The sequence below is a fragment of the Streptomyces fildesensis genome (genome assembly GCF_016107395.1).
GTDB lineage: Bacteria > Actinomycetota > Actinomycetes > Streptomycetales > Streptomycetaceae > Actinacidiphila > Actinacidiphila fildesensis.
The window spans coordinates 1-16,881 of the sequence record NZ_JAAIKO010000036.1; the positions used below are offsets into that span (position 1 = coordinate 1).

Below are 16,881 nucleotides of genomic sequence, written 5' to 3' on the forward strand. Positions count from 1 at the left end.
CAGATGCCACTACCAACGCCGAGGCCACCACCCCCACATGCGGTTGCAGTACTAAGCACCTGGCCATCGCCGTCTCGACCACCACGGGCCCCAAAGCCCCCGACGGCCACACCGCCCAGACGATCACCCAGCGAATCGCCGCCGCCCTGGTCCCGGACCACCCGATTCCCGACTTCGGCTGAGCCGCACCTCATGGCCTCCGTCACTGCATGAAGTAGTGGCCGATGCAGCGACAGCAGCTGCCGCTCCATAAGAAAGACGATCCGGCCGGTCGACCCTTCGAACCGCTCATCCACTTTCCTGACTCGAGTGAGCCTCCCACCCCTGGCCGGGGCGGGAGGCTCACTCGCGGTTGGCGATCCTGTGACGGTCCGGAGGCCTGCGCTGATCAAAAAGCGGCAACATGCGCCAGGGCGGCGTGTGGTGCCCCACGTAGCGGGCCCGCCTTGATCCGGAGGACATACTCTGGGCCCGTGCCGGCCGGTGCCGGCCCCAACCCAGCCAGGAAGGCACGCCATGTTCGACCCCGCCCGGAAGTACCCGTTTCCCGATGCCTTGGGACCGGACGAAGCGCCGGCGCCACACGCACTGCTCGCCCCGGTGAGCGGGCTGCTGGGGACCTGGGCCGGCCGGGGCCGCGGCGGGTATCCCACGATCGGCGAGGAGTTCGAGTACGCGCAGGAGGTCACCTTCAGCCATGACGGGCGGCCCTTCCTCCACTACGAGTCGCGTGCCTGGCTGCTCGACGCGGACGGCGCCCCGCTGCGTCCGTCAGCCCGGGAGAGCGGGTGGTGGCGCATCCAGCCCGAGGGGCGCGTCGAGGCGCTGATCACCCAGCCCACCGGCATCGCGGAGATCTCGGTCGGCAGCGCGGCCGCAGGTGTGATCGACCTCGCCAGCGATCAGGTGGCCCTCGCCCCCACCGCCAAGAAGGTCACCGCCACCCGCCGTCGCTACACCCTGGTCGACGAGGACACCCTCGACTTCGTCCACGACCTCGCGGCGGTCGGCCAACCGCTCCAGCACCACCTCGCGGCCCGGCTCCGTCGCGAGCGCGCCGAGTAGCCCCGAGACCGCCAGCGATCCCGCAGCACCGCCGCCGCTCTCACGGCCTTGCTGTACCTGTGACGGTCCGTCATCAACGCAGCGCTGCACGGCAATTCGCGCGTTCGCGGCGCGGTACCGGCCCGACGAGGGGCTGGTGCTTTCGGCGATCGGCCTGCGCCCCGGGGCGGGATCGGCCAGGATACTCACGGGTTCGACGGCGCCGACGAACCGGGGGGTGGGGGCGATGACTGCTGCACGGCCAGGCCTGGCCGTGTTCCTCGCCGCGAAGGCGGCGTCGGACACCGGGTACGCGCTGGACTTCGTCTGCCTGTCGGTGTTCGTCTGGGAGCGGACCGGCTCCGCGCTGGCCACCGGGTTGGTCAGCGTCGCGCTCTACGCCGGGGCGATCCTCGGCGGACAGGCGGGCAACCGCTACGGGCGCGCCTGGAACCGGCGCGGGGTGATGATCGGCGCGGACGCCGTCCGGATGGCGGTCCTGGTGCTGCTCGCCGTGCTGCCGGCCGGGGCGCAGTTGGCGTGGCTGTACCCGGTGGTGTTCTTCCTGGGGGTCGGCCGCTCGGTCTTCGAGGCCACGTTGTCGGCGGCGACGCCGGTGCTGGCCGGCGATCGGGTGCAAACCGTCAACAGCGTGCTGGCCGGGCTCAAGGGGATCGCGTTCGTGGTGGGGATGGGCGCGGCCACGGTCGTCGTGCCGGTCCTCGGCTTCCGGGGCGTGTTCGCGCTCGACGCGGGCACGTATGCGCTGTCCGGGGTCGTGCTCATCGCGTTGCGGCTGCCGCTGCGGGAGGCGGCCGCCGTGCCGGTGCCGGCCGGCGCCGGGGCGGCGGGCCGGGATGTCGGTCGGCCGACGTGGCCGCTGTTGGTGCTGACCGGGGTGGCGTCGCTGGTGGTGCTGCGCGGGTTCGACGCGTTCGGCAGCGCCTCGCAGCAGGTGGGCCTGCCCATTCTGGGCAGCCGGTTGCGGCCGGACGAGCCGGCGCTGTTCGCCGGCACGATGTGGAGCGTCTGGGCGATCGGGCTGTTCGTGGCCGGGTTCCTGCTGCGGCCGATGGCCACCCAGATCGTGGCGCGGGCTCCCGCGCTGGTGTTCTGCCTGTCGACCATCGTGATGTCGCTCGGGTTCATCGGGGTGTTCTGGCTGCCGGGTTGGTGGCCGCGGCTGCTGGCGGCGCTGGTCGCCGGGGTGGGCGACGCGTTCAGCGAGATCACCTTCAAACAGGCCCTGCAGCAGCTGCCGGACGAGGAGCGAGGGCAGGCGTTCGGGTTCTGCCAGATCGTCGTCAACGGCGGTCTGATGGCGGGGCTGGCGGTGACGAGCGTGGTCCTGACCCCCGACCTGGCGGCCCGCTGGGTGCTGCTGCTGCACGGCCTGCCGATCGTGCTGGCCGGCTGGCTCGTGCTGACCTCCCGGCGGTCGCGCCGGGTTCAGGAGCAGCCCACATGACCGCCGCCGACGGGCGTGACCAGGCGCCGCGCGCCTACCTCGACCACGCCGGGCTCGGCCGGGTCCGCGCTCCGGCCGCCGACGCGATGCGCAGCGCCCTGTACGAGGTCTATCCGCACGGCAGCGCCCGGATGGGGCGGATCTTCCCGGCCCGGGCCGCGGCCCGGGCGACCGCGGCCGCTCTGTTGGAGTGCTCCCCGGACGAGGTGGCTCTGGTGCCCAACACCTCCACCGGCCTGCATCTGGTGGCCGATGGGCTGCGCTGGGCGCCCGGCGACGAGGTCGTGGTCTTCGATCGGGACTTCCCGGCCAATGTGCACCCCTGGCGGGCCCTGGAGGAGCGTTGGGGAGTGCGGTTGCGGTGGGTGGCGATGCGCCACGGCGGCTATGAGCCGGACGACATCGCCGCCGCGATCGGGCCGTCGACCCGGCTGATCGCGGCCAGCCACGTGAACTTCGCGACCGGTTTCCGGCTCGACCTCGACCTGCTGTGTGCTCTGGCCGCCCCGGTGGGCGCGCTGGTCTGTGTGGACGCGGTGCAGGGGTTGGGCGCGCTGCCGCTGTCGACGGCCCGTACCCCGGTGGATTTCGTCGCCGCCGGGGCGCACAAGTGGCTGGGCGGCCCGCCGGGCACCGGCCTGTTCTACTGCCGGGCCGGGCGGCTGCCACTGTTGCGCTCGGTTCCCGCGGGCTGGTTCGGCTACGACGGGGCCAACGACATGCTCAGCAAGGGCCCCGGTCACTTCCGGTACGACCTGCCGCTGCGGTCCGGCGCCGGCCGCGTGGAGGGGGGCATGTACGACGTGCTGGGCATGGTGGGGCTGTCGGCCGCACTGGACGAACTGGCGGCGGTGGGCGCCCGAGCGGTGGCGGAGCGGATCGAGTCGCTGACGGGGCGGTTGCGCGAGGGGCTGGCCGCAGGGGGCTATCGGGTCGAGTCCCCGGCGGGCGCGGGCGCGTGGTCGGGCATCGTCAGCTTCACCGATCCGCGAAGGGACGGTGGGCGGTTGGTTCAGGAGCTGGTGGCGCGCGGCATCCATGTGTCGTACCCGGACGGCATGATCCGGGTCTCGCCGCACTACTGGACGGACGGGGCCGAGGTCGAGCTGTTGCTCGACGCCTTGGCCGGACCCATGGCGGGCTCCGATGCCCGCCTCTGAAGGGGCAATCGGCGTGGCAGCAACTGCCCAATGTCTTGCGGCCGTTGGCTCGCCGTGCGACAAAGGACGCGTACCCGCACAGACATGTGCGGGTCTTGCTGCGACGGAGGGGATTCCCGATGGAAAAGGAATACGAGAGCTGGGAGCAGCTCGAGGACGAGGTCGAGATCACGACCGGTGCCGCTGACTGCTGGACCTGTCTGATCGACAGCGGCGCCTGACCGTCGCCCCGCACACCACGCTCCCCGCGGTCGCGCCCTGTGCGCGGCCGCGGGGAGACCTTTTCTCACCCGGGAGCTGCGGATGGAACGGTGGCGGTTCAGCCACGGCGTGGTCGGTGTCAACGCCCCCAGCTGGTTGACGTTCGAGGTGCACCGGCCGTATCTCGACGGCGCCGATTCGCCGTTGGCCGAGATCCAGGCCCGCGCCCCGCTGCTGGCCGCCCGCCGGTTCGACCAGCGCGCAGCGACCGCCCTGCGGTTCGGGATGAACATGCCCACCAGCTACCGCCGGCTGCTGATCGAGGAGTCGCGGCTGCGCGAATACCGGGCCGTGGTCCCCACCGACCTCCCGGCGCACTTGGCTTCGGCGTCCTGGACCCGGCTGACGCAGGCGTACATCCGCCGCGCGGAGCTCGACCCCGTCGACCGGGCCACGTTGGCCCAGTGGCTGGTGGCGGTGTGCCTGCCGGCGGCGGTGCTGGAGGTCGTGCCGGACGATCTGGACCGGTTGCGCTGCCGCGACGAGGTCGAGGCCACCGCGCAGGCCGCACGGGCCGCCGCGCTGTTCCAGGCCGAGGGGCTGTCCGCGCGCACCGCCGCGGCCTTTCAGGTTCTGGTCGAGGACCCGCCGGACACCTTGTGCCACGCCCAGGCCGCCGGTTCCTGGGGCTACCTGCTGGCCCGGCACGCCGGCGACGACGCGGCAGCACCCGATCTGGCCCGCCAGGCCCGGGAGCTGCTGGCGCGAGCGGCCGGCGGGCGCACCGCGTTCGAGTGCGCGATCGCGGCGGTCCGGCTGGACCTGCGCGAGGTCATGCGCGCCGAGCGCGAGGAGGACTTCGACGGCGCCGCGACGCTGCTGGCCGCGGCGGCCGCTTCGCTGGAGCCGCTCACCCCGGCCGGCCCGGATGACGAGTTGCTCCTGCTGGAGGCACGGCGGCGGCTGATCGACCGCCGGCTGGAGATCGCGGTGCGCCGCGAGGACGCCGCAGGCGAGCAGCAAGCGCTGGCCGAAGGCATCGCCCTGGACCCCTACTCGGTCAAGATCCGGATGCAGGCCGCGCAGGCGCAGCAGCGGCTGGGCCGGCCCGATCGGGCACTGGCCGGCTATCTGCACGCCGCCCGGCTCGGTCCGCTCGGCACCGGTTTCGCGCTGGTGGCAGCCGCCGAGTGCGCCCGGCAGGCCGGCCACGAGGAGTTCGCGTTGCTGCTCGCGGAGCGGGCCTTTCGGGCCGCGCCGCGCTCAGCCAGGACCAAACAGCTGCTCGTCGACGGCTACGCCCGGGTCGGTGAGGAGGCGCTGGCGAAGGTGGCGCGCCGGGCCGGCCGCCGCACGTGCCGGCCGCCCGGGTACGAGAACAACTGGCACTACCAGATGTACGCGTCCTACTTCAATCTGGGCCGGTCCCGGTCACCGAACCTGTACGCCGAACTGCCCACGCTCGCCTACCGGCACGCAGCGGCGGGCACCGCCCCGGAGATCACCTACCAGCGCCTGATGCCACCGGCCTTCCGCGGCAACCTGGTGCGCGAGTCCGGGCTCGCGGAGTTCGCCGTCGCGCATCCGGCGGAGCTGCCCCAGCACCTGCGCACCCCCGCCTGGGAGCACCTGTGCGAGTGGGTCGACGGCTTCGAGAAGGCGGACCCGGACCGGCAGCTGCTCACCTCCGCGCTGCTGTTCCGGCTCGGCTTCGGCCGGCTGGTGCTCGACCTCATCCCGCAGCGCCCCGCCGCTGAACTGTCCGGTCCGGCCGAGTTACGGCTGCACCACTGGCGCGACCTGGTGCGCTATGTGGGTTCGGTCGGCGGCGGCCGGCAGCAGGTGGCCGCCCCCACCACCTCCTTCGACGTCGCCCGGCACCCCGACTGCCCACTGCGGCTGCGGTTCGTGATCGCGGTGTTCGCCGTGGTCTTCCACGCTCGGGAGACGAAGTCGCTGGACGAGGCGCTGGCCTGGCGGGCCATAGCCGAGCAGGCGCTGACCGAACTGCTCGCGGACCCCGACTGCACACCGCTGGACCGGCTGATGCTGGAGAGCCGGTTCTACCGCAGCGTCACCTACGTGCCGTTCCTGCAGCGCGACGAGGCGCGGTTGACCGCCGAGATGGACCGGGCCGAGGAACTGGCCAGGGCGATCACGTCGGCCACCCCGTACGAGGAGTTCCTGCGGCGGGAGAACCTGCGCGCCTGTTTGGAGAGCCGCTCCAAGGAGGCGCTGGGGTTCGGCCGCGAAGACCTCGCCCACCGGCGGATCACGGAAGTGATCGCCCTCGACCCGTACGAGCCCAAGAGCCATATCGAGCTCGCCGAGTCCCTGGTGCGCCAGGGCCTGCACCGGGAGGCCGCCGACGCCTACCTGCGCGCCGCCCGGCTCGGGCCCACCTCGACCGCGATGAGCTACGGCCTGGCCGGCGAGTGCCTGGCCAAGGCCGGACTGCCGGAACTGGCCGAGGACTGCTTCATCCAGTCCCTGCGCATCGACCCGTACGCCGTCTCGTCCGCCCGCGGTTGGGCCAGAACCGGCCGCGATGACGGCATGGGGGCGCTGGGCCGGGAGTACCGCGACGGTCTGGAGGCGTGGGCCGCGACGCGACGCGCGGCCAGGACCGAGGCCCGCAAGGGGACGACGGCGGGCGGGGGTACCGCGGCGCACGCGGTGACGGCGGACGGGGGCGCCACTGCGCACGAGGTGACTGCGGTCGGCGCCACGGGATCGGCGGACGCGGGCCAGGGGAACCGGTCCTGATGCGCTGGTCGCTCGCGGAGAAGTCCCGGCCCGGCACCGACGCGGTGGTCGTGCCCGCTTTCACGGACCGGCCGGGGCAGGTGCCCTCCGCCGGGTTCGTGGCGGCCTGCGGCTTCACCGGGCGGCCCGGTGAAGTGCTCCGGCTGCCCGGAGAGGCGGGCGGTCCGGCGCAGGTGCTGCTCGGCTTCGGGGCCGGCGCCACCCTGGACGACGACACGGTCCGGTCCGCGGTCGCCGAACTGGCCCGGGCGGTAAGCGGGTTCGGACGGCTGGGCCTACCGCTGCCCGCGCCCGGCGGACGGGCGCCCGGCCCGTCGGCGGTGCGCGCCGCCGTCGAGGGGTTCCTGCTCGGCGGCTACCGCTTCACCCGCCACAAGTCCGCCGCGAGCGGCTCGTGCGGGCCCGACCACGTCGACCTGCTCCTGCCGGGCGGCGGCGGGGCGGCCGAGCGCACCGCACTGGACGAGGGCCAGCGGCTGGCCGCCGCCACCCTGCTGGCCCGGGACCTGGTCAACGAGCCCGGCCAGGACCTGACGCCCGCACTGTTCGCCGAGCAGGCGGCGAAGGTCGCGGCCGACAGCGGGCTGCGATGCGAGGTGTGGGACGAGGAGCGCATCGCCGCCGAACGCCTCGGCGGCCTGCTCGCGGTCGGCCGCGGCTCGCTGCGCCCGCCCCGCCTGGTCCGGCTGACCTACCGGCCGGACCGGCCGGTGGGCCGGTACGCGCTGATCGGCAAGGGCGTCACCTTCGACGCTGGCGGACTGTCCCTCAAGCCCAGCGCCGAGATGCTCACCATGAAGGCCGACATGGCGGGAGCCGCGGCCGTGCTCGGCGCGATGTCGGTACTGACCGGGCTGGGGTGCGGCACGCAGGTCGACGCCTGGCTGCCCCTGACGGAGAACATGCCCAACGGCGACCCGGTACGCATCGGCGATGTGCTGCGGATGCGCGGCGGCCGCACGGTCGAGGTGCGCAACGCCGACGCCGAGGGACGGCTCATCCTGGCCGATGCCCTGACCCTGGCCGGCGAGTGCGCGCCGGACGCGATGATCGACGTGGCCACCTTGACGGACGCCGCCCCCATCGCCCTGGGCCGGAAGATCGCCGCTGTGATGGGCACCGACGACGTCCTGGTGGACCGCATCCGACAGGCCGCCGGGCGGGCCGGCGAGCCGGTCTGGCCGCTGCCGCTGTCCGACCGCTACCGCTGGCAGTTGGAGTCACCGGTCGCCGACCTGGTCAACTACACCATCGGCAACCGGCACGGCACCGCGCTGCTGGCCGGCCTGTTCCTGCGGGAGTTCGTCCCTGCCGGCGTCCCCTGGGCCCACCTGGACATCCAGGGCACCGCGTTGTGCGACGCCGAGGACGGCGAGTGGGTGCACGGCGCCACCGGCTTCGGCGTGCGCACCCTGGCCGCGCTGGTCCGCGAACCGCCGGCGACCTGACACCCACGTTCCGGCACCACCGTGGGCAGCACCGGCCGGACTGGCGGCGCGCCGTCGTCACCGGTCCTCTGATCCGTCGCTCCGGCACGGTACCCGCCGCGCCCGGTAGCAGTTCCGCACGGCGTGCGGGGCCTCTCCGAGCGGCGGGGAGCAGAACGGAGAGGCCCTCGATCCTCCTCAGTGACCGAAGTCGAACCAGTTGACATCGACGTAGTCGGCCGGCTGGCCGCTGGTGAAGGTGAGATACACGTTGTGCGTGCCCGTCACGGCGGAGATGTTCGCCGGCACCGTCTTCCAGGCCTGCCGGCCGCCGGAGTTGGCGACGGACAAGCTGCCGATCGGGGCGGCGGTCTGGCTGTCCAGCCGGACTTCGACCAGGCCGCTGACGCCGCCGGCCGCGCCGCTGGCGACCCGCGCCCGTCAGTCGACGGGCCCCCTCTGCCGGGGTATCCGCGCGGGAATGCCGTACGAGATGAACAGGTCGATGACCGTCGTCGCCCGTTCCCGCGCAGCATCCGCGTCGAGGCCGTCGCTGTCGGGATGGAAGCGCCAGATACCGGGAGCCGGGACGCTGACGGCCCCGGTGGCCGCGATGGTGGCCAACGCCGTGAGCACCATGCCGTCCGTCAGGTTCGTGTGCCGAGCCACCCACTCCCGGTCGGGGATGGGGAACTCCCCCTCCACCAGACCCGCGGGCCGCGGCCCGCTCATGATCCACTCACAGAGCGCCTCATGTACCCGGTCCACGTTCGCCAGCACGATGTCAAAGAGCTGCTCGCGTTCACGGCCGATTCCGAACGGACTCACGCAGATCCCCCCTCCGAGTCCGCGGGCGCGGGCCTCCACCAGTTGCAATGCGGTGGCCCACCCCTTCCGTTGCAGCCCGCGCGACTTCAGGCCGAAATGGCTGCCGGAGCCTCCCCCGTCACCCGCTCGCGGGCGGCTGCGTCACCGTCTTCCCGCCCCACTCCTCCGGCGCCACATCGGCCAGCGTCTGCGAGAACGTCCATTGATGCCCCGCTGGGTCCTCCACCGCGTACTGCCGCTCCCCGTACTCGAAGTCCGTCGGCTCCATGACGATCCGCGCCCCCGCCGCGCGAGCCCGCTCGCAATGCGCCCGGACGTCCTCCACCCGCACCATCACCGCGTGCGTCACTTCTCCCGCCCGCGGCGGCCGGCGATCCTGGCGCACGTCGCCGACGATCACGGCTCCCTCCCCGAAAGCCAGCTGCGCCCGGTGGTCCTCACCGATACGGACGCGCTCCACGAACCCGAAAGCCGCACCGAGCCACCCGACGGCCGCACGGACATCGGGATAGATCAGGACGGGGACCACCGTGGCCGCGGGAATGGAACGGTTGGCCTTCATACCGGGCTCCAGACGTTCAACTGGCCTCGCTCGAACCGCCACACTAAACGCAAACAGGTGCCGCCACCGCTCACCCTCGCCGCGTCAGGGGGCGTCGATTTCACGGACACCGCACGTGGGAGCCCGGCCCCCTTCGGGCGCCGCAAGGTGGGAGACGATCAGCCGAAGCGGCGGAAGAGCTCCTCAAGGTAGTCCTCCAGCCTGCTGGCGAGCAGGTCCGGAGTCAGGTCATCGCGTCCCACTTCCCGCCAGGGCACCGCGACCTTCTCGGCGTCCGGCGCGAAGGCGAGCGCATCCAGGACGCGCCAGTACAGGTGAGCTGCCGGGTCCTCGTCCAGCGTGCCTCCGGATGCCAGATACCGATCGGCCAGCCGCATTCCCTTCTGGGCGCCGTGCAGGAGAGCCAGGGCCGTGGAACAGTGCGCCACGTCCAGATCGGCAGGGCCCCAGGACGTCTCCACCCAGTCGACGACGCCGGTGATCTCCAAACGGGCGCCCTGCCCGGTGAAGAGCACGTTGCCGGGGTGGAAATCCCGGTGCAGGAAACAGGGCCGGTAGTCAGGGGGATCGCGCCGGATGACGTCCACAGCGCGCTGCCACAACTCCAGCCGCTCGGTGGATTCGGGCAGCCGCACCCGATCGGGCGACGTCCAGGCCTGGTACACGCGCGGTCGGGACGCGACCGGGAGCCGTACCTGGTGAATGGCGACGAGTTGGCGGGCCAGGAGCTCGGACCGCAGCCCCGCTTCTTCCCCACCCAACCGCACACTGCCGGGCAGCAGCGACATCAGCAACGACGGGTGGTCGCAGTACGCCGCCGTCGCGTCGACCCCGTGGAATTCCGCCACTGGCACATCGGTATCGCTGAGCAGGCGCAGGATGTCCGCTTCGCGAGTGAGCAACCCCTCGGCGTGCTGCACGAAGAACGGCTTCACGAACGACCCCAGCACCAGCCACTGCGGCTCTCCCGTTCCGCTGATGCGCACCCCGCCGCATTTCCGAAGTCCATCCGCCACGCAACCGTTCGGCGGCGTCGACGCGGCACCCCGCGCCGACACGCTCTTCCACCCAGGCCCGCGTGGCGGACCATCCCTGGTCATCAACATCCGCCCCTGCAAAGGCCTCACCCTCTTTCGCGACCATGCGAACAACCTACCGATCACCGCAGGCGCGGTCCCCGTCGACTCGATGTGGGGCTCGTCATGCCATAGGGCGTTCCGCGGTGACCGTGAAGTAGTCGAGGGTGCCTTCGTGGAAGGCATGCAGGAAGTTGCGCGGCCAAGTGCCCGGCTCCCAGGTTCGCGCCAGCCAGCGGTCCCAACCGGGCCACACCGACGCCCCGATCGAGGCGACACGCACCTCGGCCAGGCCGGCCCCTTCAAGGCTGCCGACCAGCAACGGGATGGTGTGCGCGACATCCAGACCGTTCGCGAACGTTTCGAGCAACTCGGCCAGCCGACCGGCGCCGGCGGGATCGGCGCCGGGGACGAAGAAGCTGGCGACGACGACGCGGCCACCGGGCCTCAGCACGCGTGCGGTCTCTCGGGCGAACGCGCCGAGGTCGCGGAAGTGCTGGGCGGCTTCGACGCTGTACAGGCAGTCGAACTCGCCATCACCGAACGGCATCTCCTCGGCCGCGCCCTGTGCGAAGCGCAGCTGCTCGGGGTCACGGGCCAGCAGATCGGCGTTGACCCGCCCGGCGCGCTCGAGCTGCTGTGGATGGATGTCCATACCGGTGACATGCGCCAAGCCGCACTCCTCGAGCGCCACCCCAGCACCGACCCCCAGCCCACAGCCCACCTCCAGAGCCCGTAGTCCCTCCGTGGGCGCCAAGGTACTGAGCACATGGCGGTACAGGGCCTGCTGACTGCTGATCCGGTCGTGTTCGGTCAGCGGCCGGTCCAGGTCGATGCCCTGCCAGTAACCGAAATTGATGAACCCTCCGCCGAACAGCGACAGCGAACTGAGATCGGCCGGACCGTACGTCTCCTGGACCGCGGGCGGGATCGAGGGCTGCGTCGCCCCGGAACGCTGCGTCATCTGCGCCACCTCCATGCTGAAGAGCACCCCGCCCCTCGGCGGACCGCACCCTCAGGTATCGGCGCATTCCGGTGCCGGCACAACCCCCGTGGCGGGTGATGTTGCCATCCTCGCCGATCGGCAACGCAGCGGGCCGCCTCCTGATGGGGCCGTCGCAGGGGCAGCCTTGGGCTCCCGCAAGTCCACCGGGAATGCGTCACCGCTGTGGGGTCACCGCGGCCGGGGAGTTGGCGTCGTGGATGAGGAGGCGGGGGGCGCCGCTGCCGTCGGCGGGGGCGGACCAGACGTCCCAGCCTCCTCCGTGGCGGGGCAGTCCGTACATCACGGTGTGGTCGTCGAGCCAGGCGGCCTGGTCGTCGACGCTGTGCTCCTCCGCCAGCGGGGTCTCCTTCATGGTGGCCAGGTCCAGGACGTAGAGGCGCCAGGGCCTGTTGGCGCTGGCGTTGACCCGCTTCTTGAACACGATGCGGGTGTTGTCGGGCGACAGGGAGGGGCATTCGACGTTGGTGCGCAGGGTGTGGGCGGTCCACTTCCGGAGGTCGCCCTGGATCAGGTAGGTGCGGCCCGAGGTGCGTGCCGTGGCGTAGAAGGTGTTGTCGTCGGAGGCGAAGGTGACGCCCCAGTAGTTCAGGTCCGCGGCGTGGTACGGCTTTCCGTCGAGGGTCAGCGAGATCTGCTCGATGCTGTTGACCAGGTGTCCGGTCCTGGTGTCGAGGATCGAGGTACGGGTCGAGAAGTCGTCCCGGAGGTAGGAGTCGCCCTGGACGAAGGTCGTCCAGGAGAGCATGGCTCCGCTGGCCGAGACCCGGGCCCGGTTGGGGAAACCCTCGGTCTTGACCTGCCGTACCTGGTGCAGGTCGCGGTCGAGCACCGTGACGTGGGTGGAGGGGACCGGGCCCTTGCGCTGCATGCAGATGCCGGTGCCGTGGGCGGCGTAGAGCCGGTCGCACAGCACGGTGCCGGTGGTCCGTGCCGCGTCGGGGCGGTCGCGGGGTACCGAGGCGATCCGGCCGAACGAGGCGCCCGGCGAGGTGTCGCGGAAGAGGATCTGCCCGGACATGTCCAGCCGTACGATCCCGCTCGCACCGCCGGCGGCGCTGTCGGCACGCGACCGGAGCACGTACCCGGTGACGGTGGTGGCCGCGACCAGGGCCGTCACCAACAGGATCAGAAGCCGGTTCCTGCCACTCATGCCGTGCTCTCCTCACGCAGGGGAAGGGTCATCAGGGCCGCGGCGATCGCGACGGCCAGGACGGTGAGGGCCACCGCGAGTGCGGTGTGCAGGCCCCACGCCGACCAGGCGGCGCCGAACAGCACCGAGGACGCCAGCGTGGCCAGTGACTGGCCGGTCTGGATCAGCGACATCCCGGCGGCCCGCAGGTGTTCGGGCACCATCGGACCGATGGCCGCCATGAGAACCCCGTCGGTGGCCGCGTAGAACAGCCCGTGCAGCACGAGAGTGGTGATCACCAGCACGGGGCCGCCCACCGGGCCGAACAGCGCCAGGTAGGCGAGGAGCAGTGCCCCGTAGCCGGCGACGAACACGCGCAAACGCCCCAGCCGGTCGGCGAGTTGCCCGAGCGGCATCGCCATCAGCAGGTACACGCCGGTGGTGCCCAGGGGCAGCAGTGGGAAGTACTCGGCGGAGATGTCCAGGCGCTGCTGGATGAGGAGGTAGACGAACGAGTCGCTGAGCGTCACCGCGCCGAGCAGCAGCACGCCGATGCCCACCCGGCGGAATCCGGGCCGGAGCAGCAGGCCGAGCACGTCGCGTACGGTCGCCCGCTCGTGCTGTTCCAGCGGCTGTCGCCGGTCGCGGACGAACAGTGCCAGGATCACGCACGCGAACGCGGCGATGCAGAAGCTGGCCACGAACACCGTGTCGTACCGGCCTGGCGTCGCCAGCAGCAGTGCGAAGGCCGCCAGCGGTCCGAGGAAGGCGCCGGTGGTGTCCAGCGCCCGGTGCGCGCCGAAGGAGCGGCCCAGTGTCTCCGGGGTGCTGCTCAGCGAGATCAGCGCGTCGCGGGGGCCGGTGCGCAGGCCCTTGCCCGTACGGTCGGCCGCGATGACCGCGCCGAGCGCCGGTACGGAGGAGCCGGCCGCGAGCAGGCCCAGCTTGCACAGTGCCGACAGCGCATACCCGCTGCCCGCCACCAGCTTGCGGCGCTGCCAGCGGTCCGCGGCGTGACCTCCGGCGACGCGGACCAGGGCGGTCACCCCGAAGTACATGCCGTTGAGCGCACCGAACTGCAGGGGGCTGAGACCGAGGGTGAAGATGACGTACATCGGCAGCACCGCGGTGATCATCTCGGAGGAGATGTCCGTGACCAGGCTGACCGATCCGAGCGCGAGCACATTGGAGTCCACGCCGGCCCACGCCCGGCGCCGGCCGGAGGTGACAGGGGCGGCAGGGACAACAGGAGCGGCAGGAGCGGCAGGAGCCTCGGAGGATGGAGGACGCGCGGCCCGGCTCGTCGAGATGTACATGACTGTCCTCTCTTGCAGGAGCCTTCACGGGGCGGGGGGCCGCCGGCCGGACCGTTCCGGCCGGCGGGCCCGTGAGCAGGAGATGGATCAGTCGTTGATCGTGTACGGGTCGCCGTAGACCTTCCACTGCAGCGGCGGATTCAGGTTGAGGTTGCCGTTGTTGAGGAAGACCCGCTGTTCGGTGTCGACCCGGCTGGTGTCGCTGTGCGCCTCCTCGGTCTTCATCGCCGCCGCGCGGGCGTCGAGGAAGGCATTCAGGTAGGTGGTCTCGTTGCCGCCCTGGGCCGGGGTCTTGGCCTTCTTCATGGCGGTCTTGCGGATCCCGCCGAAGCTGGTCGCGTCGTCGCCGGGGCCGTGCATCACGATGGCGTCGTAGTAGGCGAACTGGCCGAGTGCGTGCAGGCCGTCGGTCATGGCCTGGCTGACGGCCGGGTTGAAGTACACCCGGTCGCGTTCGTCGTTCTGCGCCCGCTGGAACACGGTGTCCTTGGCCGCGGTGTGCCAGGCGGCCTCGAAGTTCGGGTCGAGTCCGGTGTGCGAGGCGCTGCCGTTGACCTTCTCCAGCGCGGGGAGGTACGCGGCCAGGACGTTCCCGGGCTTGAGGTCGGTGTAGTGCCGGACCAGGTCGAGCATGTCCCCGGTGCCGGAGCAGAAGCCGACGATCCCGGCGGTGTAGCCGCGGCCGTCACCGATGTCCTCGATGTACGTGTACTGCGACTTCCAGTCCAGCGAGGAGTTCTCCGCGCTGGAGACGAGCTCCATCGCGATTTCCTTCTTGTGCGGGTCCGTCAGATCGGCGCTCGACCCCCCGGGCGGGGTGGTGGGAGGTGTGGTCGGCGGCGTGGTAGGAGGAGTCGTGGGCGGCGTCGTCGGGGGCGCGGTGGTGCTCCCGGCGCCGTACACCTCGAACTCGTACAGCGAGTAGCCGTAGGCGGTGCCGCGCTGGCTGGCGGACATCCGCACGTAGCGGCCGTGACCGCTGATGGCCAGGTCGTCGGTGCCACCGTTGCCGGTGGTCGTGGAGTAGGCCGTCGTCCAGGTGCTGCCGTCCGTCGAGGTCTGGATCTTGTACGACTTCCCGTACGCCGATTCCCAGGTCAACTTGACGCGGCTGAGCGCGGTGTCGGCGCCGAGGTCCACCGATATCCACTGCGCGTCGGAGCCCTCCTTGCTGGCCCATCGCGTGGTGGCGCTGCCGTCCACGGCCTTGGCGCCGGAGTACGACGTGCTCTCGGTGGACGAGGTGCTGGTCGGCTTCCCCCGAGCCAGGTTCACCGACCCGGAGGGCGGTGTGGTGGGCGGGGTGGTGGGAGGAGTCGTGGGCGGGGTGGTGGGCGGCGTGCCCGTCACGTCCCAGATGTCGGTGATCGGCTTCGCCGTTGCCGCGCTGCCCAGGGCGGGCAGCCCGTACATGTCCTCCAGCGTGCGCAGGATCGAGTAGTGGTTGTACTTGGTGCTGGAGGTGACGCCCTTCTTGACGTTCGCACCGACGACCATGGTGGCGATCTTGTTGTCGGAGTCGTCGCCGTCGTCCTCGTCCCAGGTCAGGATGAGTGCGCTGTTGTGCGTCTTGGCCCACTGGACGTAGCCGTCGAAGTTCTTCTTCAGCCAGGCGTCGCCCTGCTTGACGGTGCCGTCGTGCATGTCGTTGTCGAGGTTCGGCGTCACGAACGACACGTCGGGGAGCTTGCTGTAGTCCGTGGGGAAGCGGCTGTAGCGCAGGTTCGAGGTCGCCGGGACGTTGGTGAAGTTGACCCAGCCGTTGTGCTTGCGGGCGTAGCCGTTGCTTCCGTCGTCGCCGCAGTCCTTCGATCCGTCGGCCGGCAGGTCCTCGGAGTAGCCGACGAAGGAGTGCCCGCTCGTCAGGAGCTGGTTGCCGAGGTTGTCCGACGTGTAGTCGTGCGGACAGTCGTCGTCGTTGACGCCGTGCGTGGAACCCGAGAAGAGCGCGATGTAGTTGCCCTGGCTGGGGTGCGTCGTCCCGTGCATGTTGGAGAACGACGCGCCCTGAGCGGCAAGGGAGTTGATGTACGGGGCGTTGGAGCTGCCGACGACGTCCTCGTAGAACTTGTTCTCCTCCGTCACGACCACGACGTGGTCGAACTGGGGGATCCCGTTGGCGGTCACAGCCGCCGGGGACGCCGTCGCGCCCTTCGTGCCGGCGGAGGACGCCATGGCCGTCGCGGTCAGACCGAGCAGGCCCACAGCCACACTCATGCCGGCGGCGATGAGGGCGCGCCGCGACCGCTCGCCGCGCCGCGCGTGTGCCCCGTGCCCCCCGGGTGGGGGTTCGGTGCGCCGGGAGCGCAGGGGAGGGTAGGGAGGCGTCATGCTGATCTCCTTGAACAGGCGGAAGTGCTGTCGGTGCGATGGACCGACCTGAGCAGCGCCTGGGCGACATCCGGCAGGGCGGCGAGCCGGCACGCGCGGCATGGTGAACGCGTGCGGGACAGACGGCACTGCGGCAACAGGCATGGCGGGATACGACCGCGACGGCCGGGTCAGCTGCATGTCCACGCATGCAGGTGAGCGCGTCAAGTTCGGAACGTCCGCGCCGAGCCGCTGACCGGATTCTTACGCGGCTCGACGATGCCCTGTCAAGCGGTCCGGTTCGACTTGGCGCAGCCTCTTGACGAGGTATCGCAAGCGCTGATAATTCTTCCGGATAGGAAAGTTAACTAACAGATGTCTCCCGAGGGGAACCACGGAACACGGCGAGGTCAGGGCACGCGGCGACCGTGACCCCGGCCGCGCACACCCCCCGGAGCGACCGAAAACCGGCATGCCCGACCGCGGTGGCGAGGTGCTCCAGCCCGCAGCATCGGCGCCTCCCCTGGGCAGGCCGAGTTCGCCGTGGAACAGGTCGTATTCGCCGTGGGGCGGGCCGTGTTCGCCGTG

At 71.4% G+C, this 16,881-nt stretch carries 11 protein-coding genes and 4 pseudogenes; 6 read left to right on the top strand and 9 right to left on the bottom strand.

What is annotated here, in order from left to right:
• From C6N31_RS44365 to C6N31_RS31870, 6 genes and pseudogenes are all read left to right on the top strand, one after another.
• A pseudogene (locus tag C6N31_RS44365) lies at positions 1-182 on the top strand (hypothetical protein); the annotation flags it as partial.
• Positions 183-516: 334 nt separating this feature from the next.
• A complete protein-coding gene (locus C6N31_RS31850) occupies positions 517-1,065 on the top strand; it encodes a nitrobindin family protein (protein ID WP_164293170.1) in 549 nt (182 codons plus the stop codon).
• Between the two features lie 226 nt (positions 1,066-1,291).
• Positions 1,292-2,512 carry an MFS transporter gene (locus tag C6N31_RS31855; RefSeq protein ID WP_138352003.1) on the top strand — a complete coding sequence of 407 codons (1,221 nt, stop codon included), beginning with the start codon at positions 1,292-1,294 and terminating at the stop codon, positions 2,510-2,512.
• Complete coding sequence (locus C6N31_RS31860; RefSeq protein WP_138352004.1) at positions 2,509-3,672, top strand: aminotransferase class V-fold PLP-dependent enzyme; 1,164 nt, start codon at positions 2,509-2,511, stop codon at positions 3,670-3,672. The genes C6N31_RS31855 and C6N31_RS31860 overlap by 4 nt, the downstream gene beginning before the upstream one ends.
• A 303-nt stretch (positions 3,673-3,975) precedes the next feature.
• A complete protein-coding gene (locus tag C6N31_RS31865; protein ID WP_198358770.1) occupies positions 3,976-6,639 on the top strand; it encodes a tetratricopeptide repeat protein in 2,664 nt (887 codons plus the stop codon).
• Positions 6,639-8,087, top strand: a complete 1,449-nt coding sequence (locus C6N31_RS31870) for a leucyl aminopeptidase (protein ID WP_198358772.1) — start codon at positions 6,639-6,641, stop codon at positions 8,085-8,087. Before C6N31_RS31865 ends, C6N31_RS31870 begins: the two co-directional genes overlap by 1 nt.
• Positions 8,088-8,264: 177 nt before the next feature.
• On the opposite strand, the pseudogene C6N31_RS31875 reads toward C6N31_RS31870, so the two are convergent.
• From C6N31_RS31875 to C6N31_RS44375, 9 genes and pseudogenes are all read right to left on the bottom strand, one after another.
• Positions 8,265-8,504, bottom strand: a pseudogene (locus C6N31_RS31875) (carbohydrate-binding protein); the annotation flags it as partial.
• A 3-nt stretch (positions 8,505-8,507) separates the two neighbouring features.
• On the bottom strand, positions 8,508-8,894 hold the full coding sequence (locus C6N31_RS31880; RefSeq protein WP_198358774.1) for a hypothetical protein: 387 nt from the start codon (positions 8,892-8,894) through the stop codon (positions 8,508-8,510).
• Between the two features lie 118 nt (positions 8,895-9,012).
• Complete coding sequence (locus C6N31_RS31885) at positions 9,013-9,456, bottom strand: VOC family protein (protein WP_198358776.1); 444 nt, start codon at positions 9,454-9,456, stop codon at positions 9,013-9,015.
• A 158-nt stretch (positions 9,457-9,614) separates the two neighbouring features.
• A pseudogene (locus C6N31_RS31890) lies at positions 9,615-10,599 on the bottom strand (phosphotransferase family protein).
• Between the two features lie 57 nt (positions 10,600-10,656).
• A complete protein-coding gene (locus C6N31_RS31895) occupies positions 10,657-11,511 on the bottom strand; it encodes a class I SAM-dependent methyltransferase (RefSeq protein ID WP_232485909.1) in 855 nt (284 codons plus the stop codon).
• A gap of 181 nt (positions 11,512-11,692) precedes the next feature.
• Complete coding sequence (locus tag C6N31_RS31900; RefSeq protein ID WP_198358778.1) at positions 11,693-12,688, bottom strand: TolB family protein; 996 nt, start codon at positions 12,686-12,688, stop codon at positions 11,693-11,695.
• A complete protein-coding gene (locus C6N31_RS31905; RefSeq protein WP_307811566.1) occupies positions 12,685-13,863 on the bottom strand; it encodes an MFS transporter in 1,179 nt (392 codons plus the stop codon). The genes C6N31_RS31900 and C6N31_RS31905 overlap by 4 nt, the downstream gene beginning before the upstream one ends.
• Positions 13,864-14,070: 207 nt before the next feature.
• Positions 14,071-14,886: a chitosanase gene (locus C6N31_RS44370; protein ID WP_381586653.1), complete on the bottom strand. Its 816-nt coding sequence runs from the start codon at positions 14,884-14,886 to the stop codon at positions 14,071-14,073.
• Between the two features lie 66 nt (positions 14,887-14,952).
• Positions 14,953-16,494, bottom strand: a pseudogene (locus C6N31_RS44375) (alkaline phosphatase family protein); the annotation flags it as partial.
• Positions 16,495-16,881: the final 387 nt, after the last annotated feature.

What these genes read in the sequence shown, in the direction of transcription:
- C6N31_RS31895 (WP_232485909.1), bottom strand. Translation starts at nt 11,511, where the DNA reads ATGGAGGTGGCGCAGATGACGCAGCGTTCCGGGGCGACGCAGCCCTCG.
- C6N31_RS31865 (WP_198358770.1), top strand. Translation starts at nt 3,976, where the DNA reads ATGGAACGGTGGCGGTTCAGCCACGGCGTGGTCGGTGTCAACGCCCCC.
- C6N31_RS31870 (WP_198358772.1), top strand. Translation starts at nt 6,639, where the DNA reads ATGCGCTGGTCGCTCGCGGAGAAGTCCCGGCCCGGCACCGACGCGGTG.
- C6N31_RS31885 (WP_198358776.1), bottom strand. Translation starts at nt 9,456, where the DNA reads ATGAAGGCCAACCGTTCCATTCCCGCGGCCACGGTGGTCCCCGTCCTG.
- C6N31_RS31850 (WP_164293170.1), top strand. Translation starts at nt 517, where the DNA reads ATGTTCGACCCCGCCCGGAAGTACCCGTTTCCCGATGCCTTGGGACCG.
- C6N31_RS31900 (WP_198358778.1), bottom strand. Translation starts at nt 12,688, where the DNA reads ATGAGTGGCAGGAACCGGCTTCTGATCCTGTTGGTGACGGCCCTGGTC.
- C6N31_RS31855 (WP_138352003.1), top strand. Translation starts at nt 1,292, where the DNA reads ATGACTGCTGCACGGCCAGGCCTGGCCGTGTTCCTCGCCGCGAAGGCG.
- C6N31_RS31860 (WP_138352004.1), top strand. Translation starts at nt 2,509, where the DNA reads ATGACCGCCGCCGACGGGCGTGACCAGGCGCCGCGCGCCTACCTCGAC.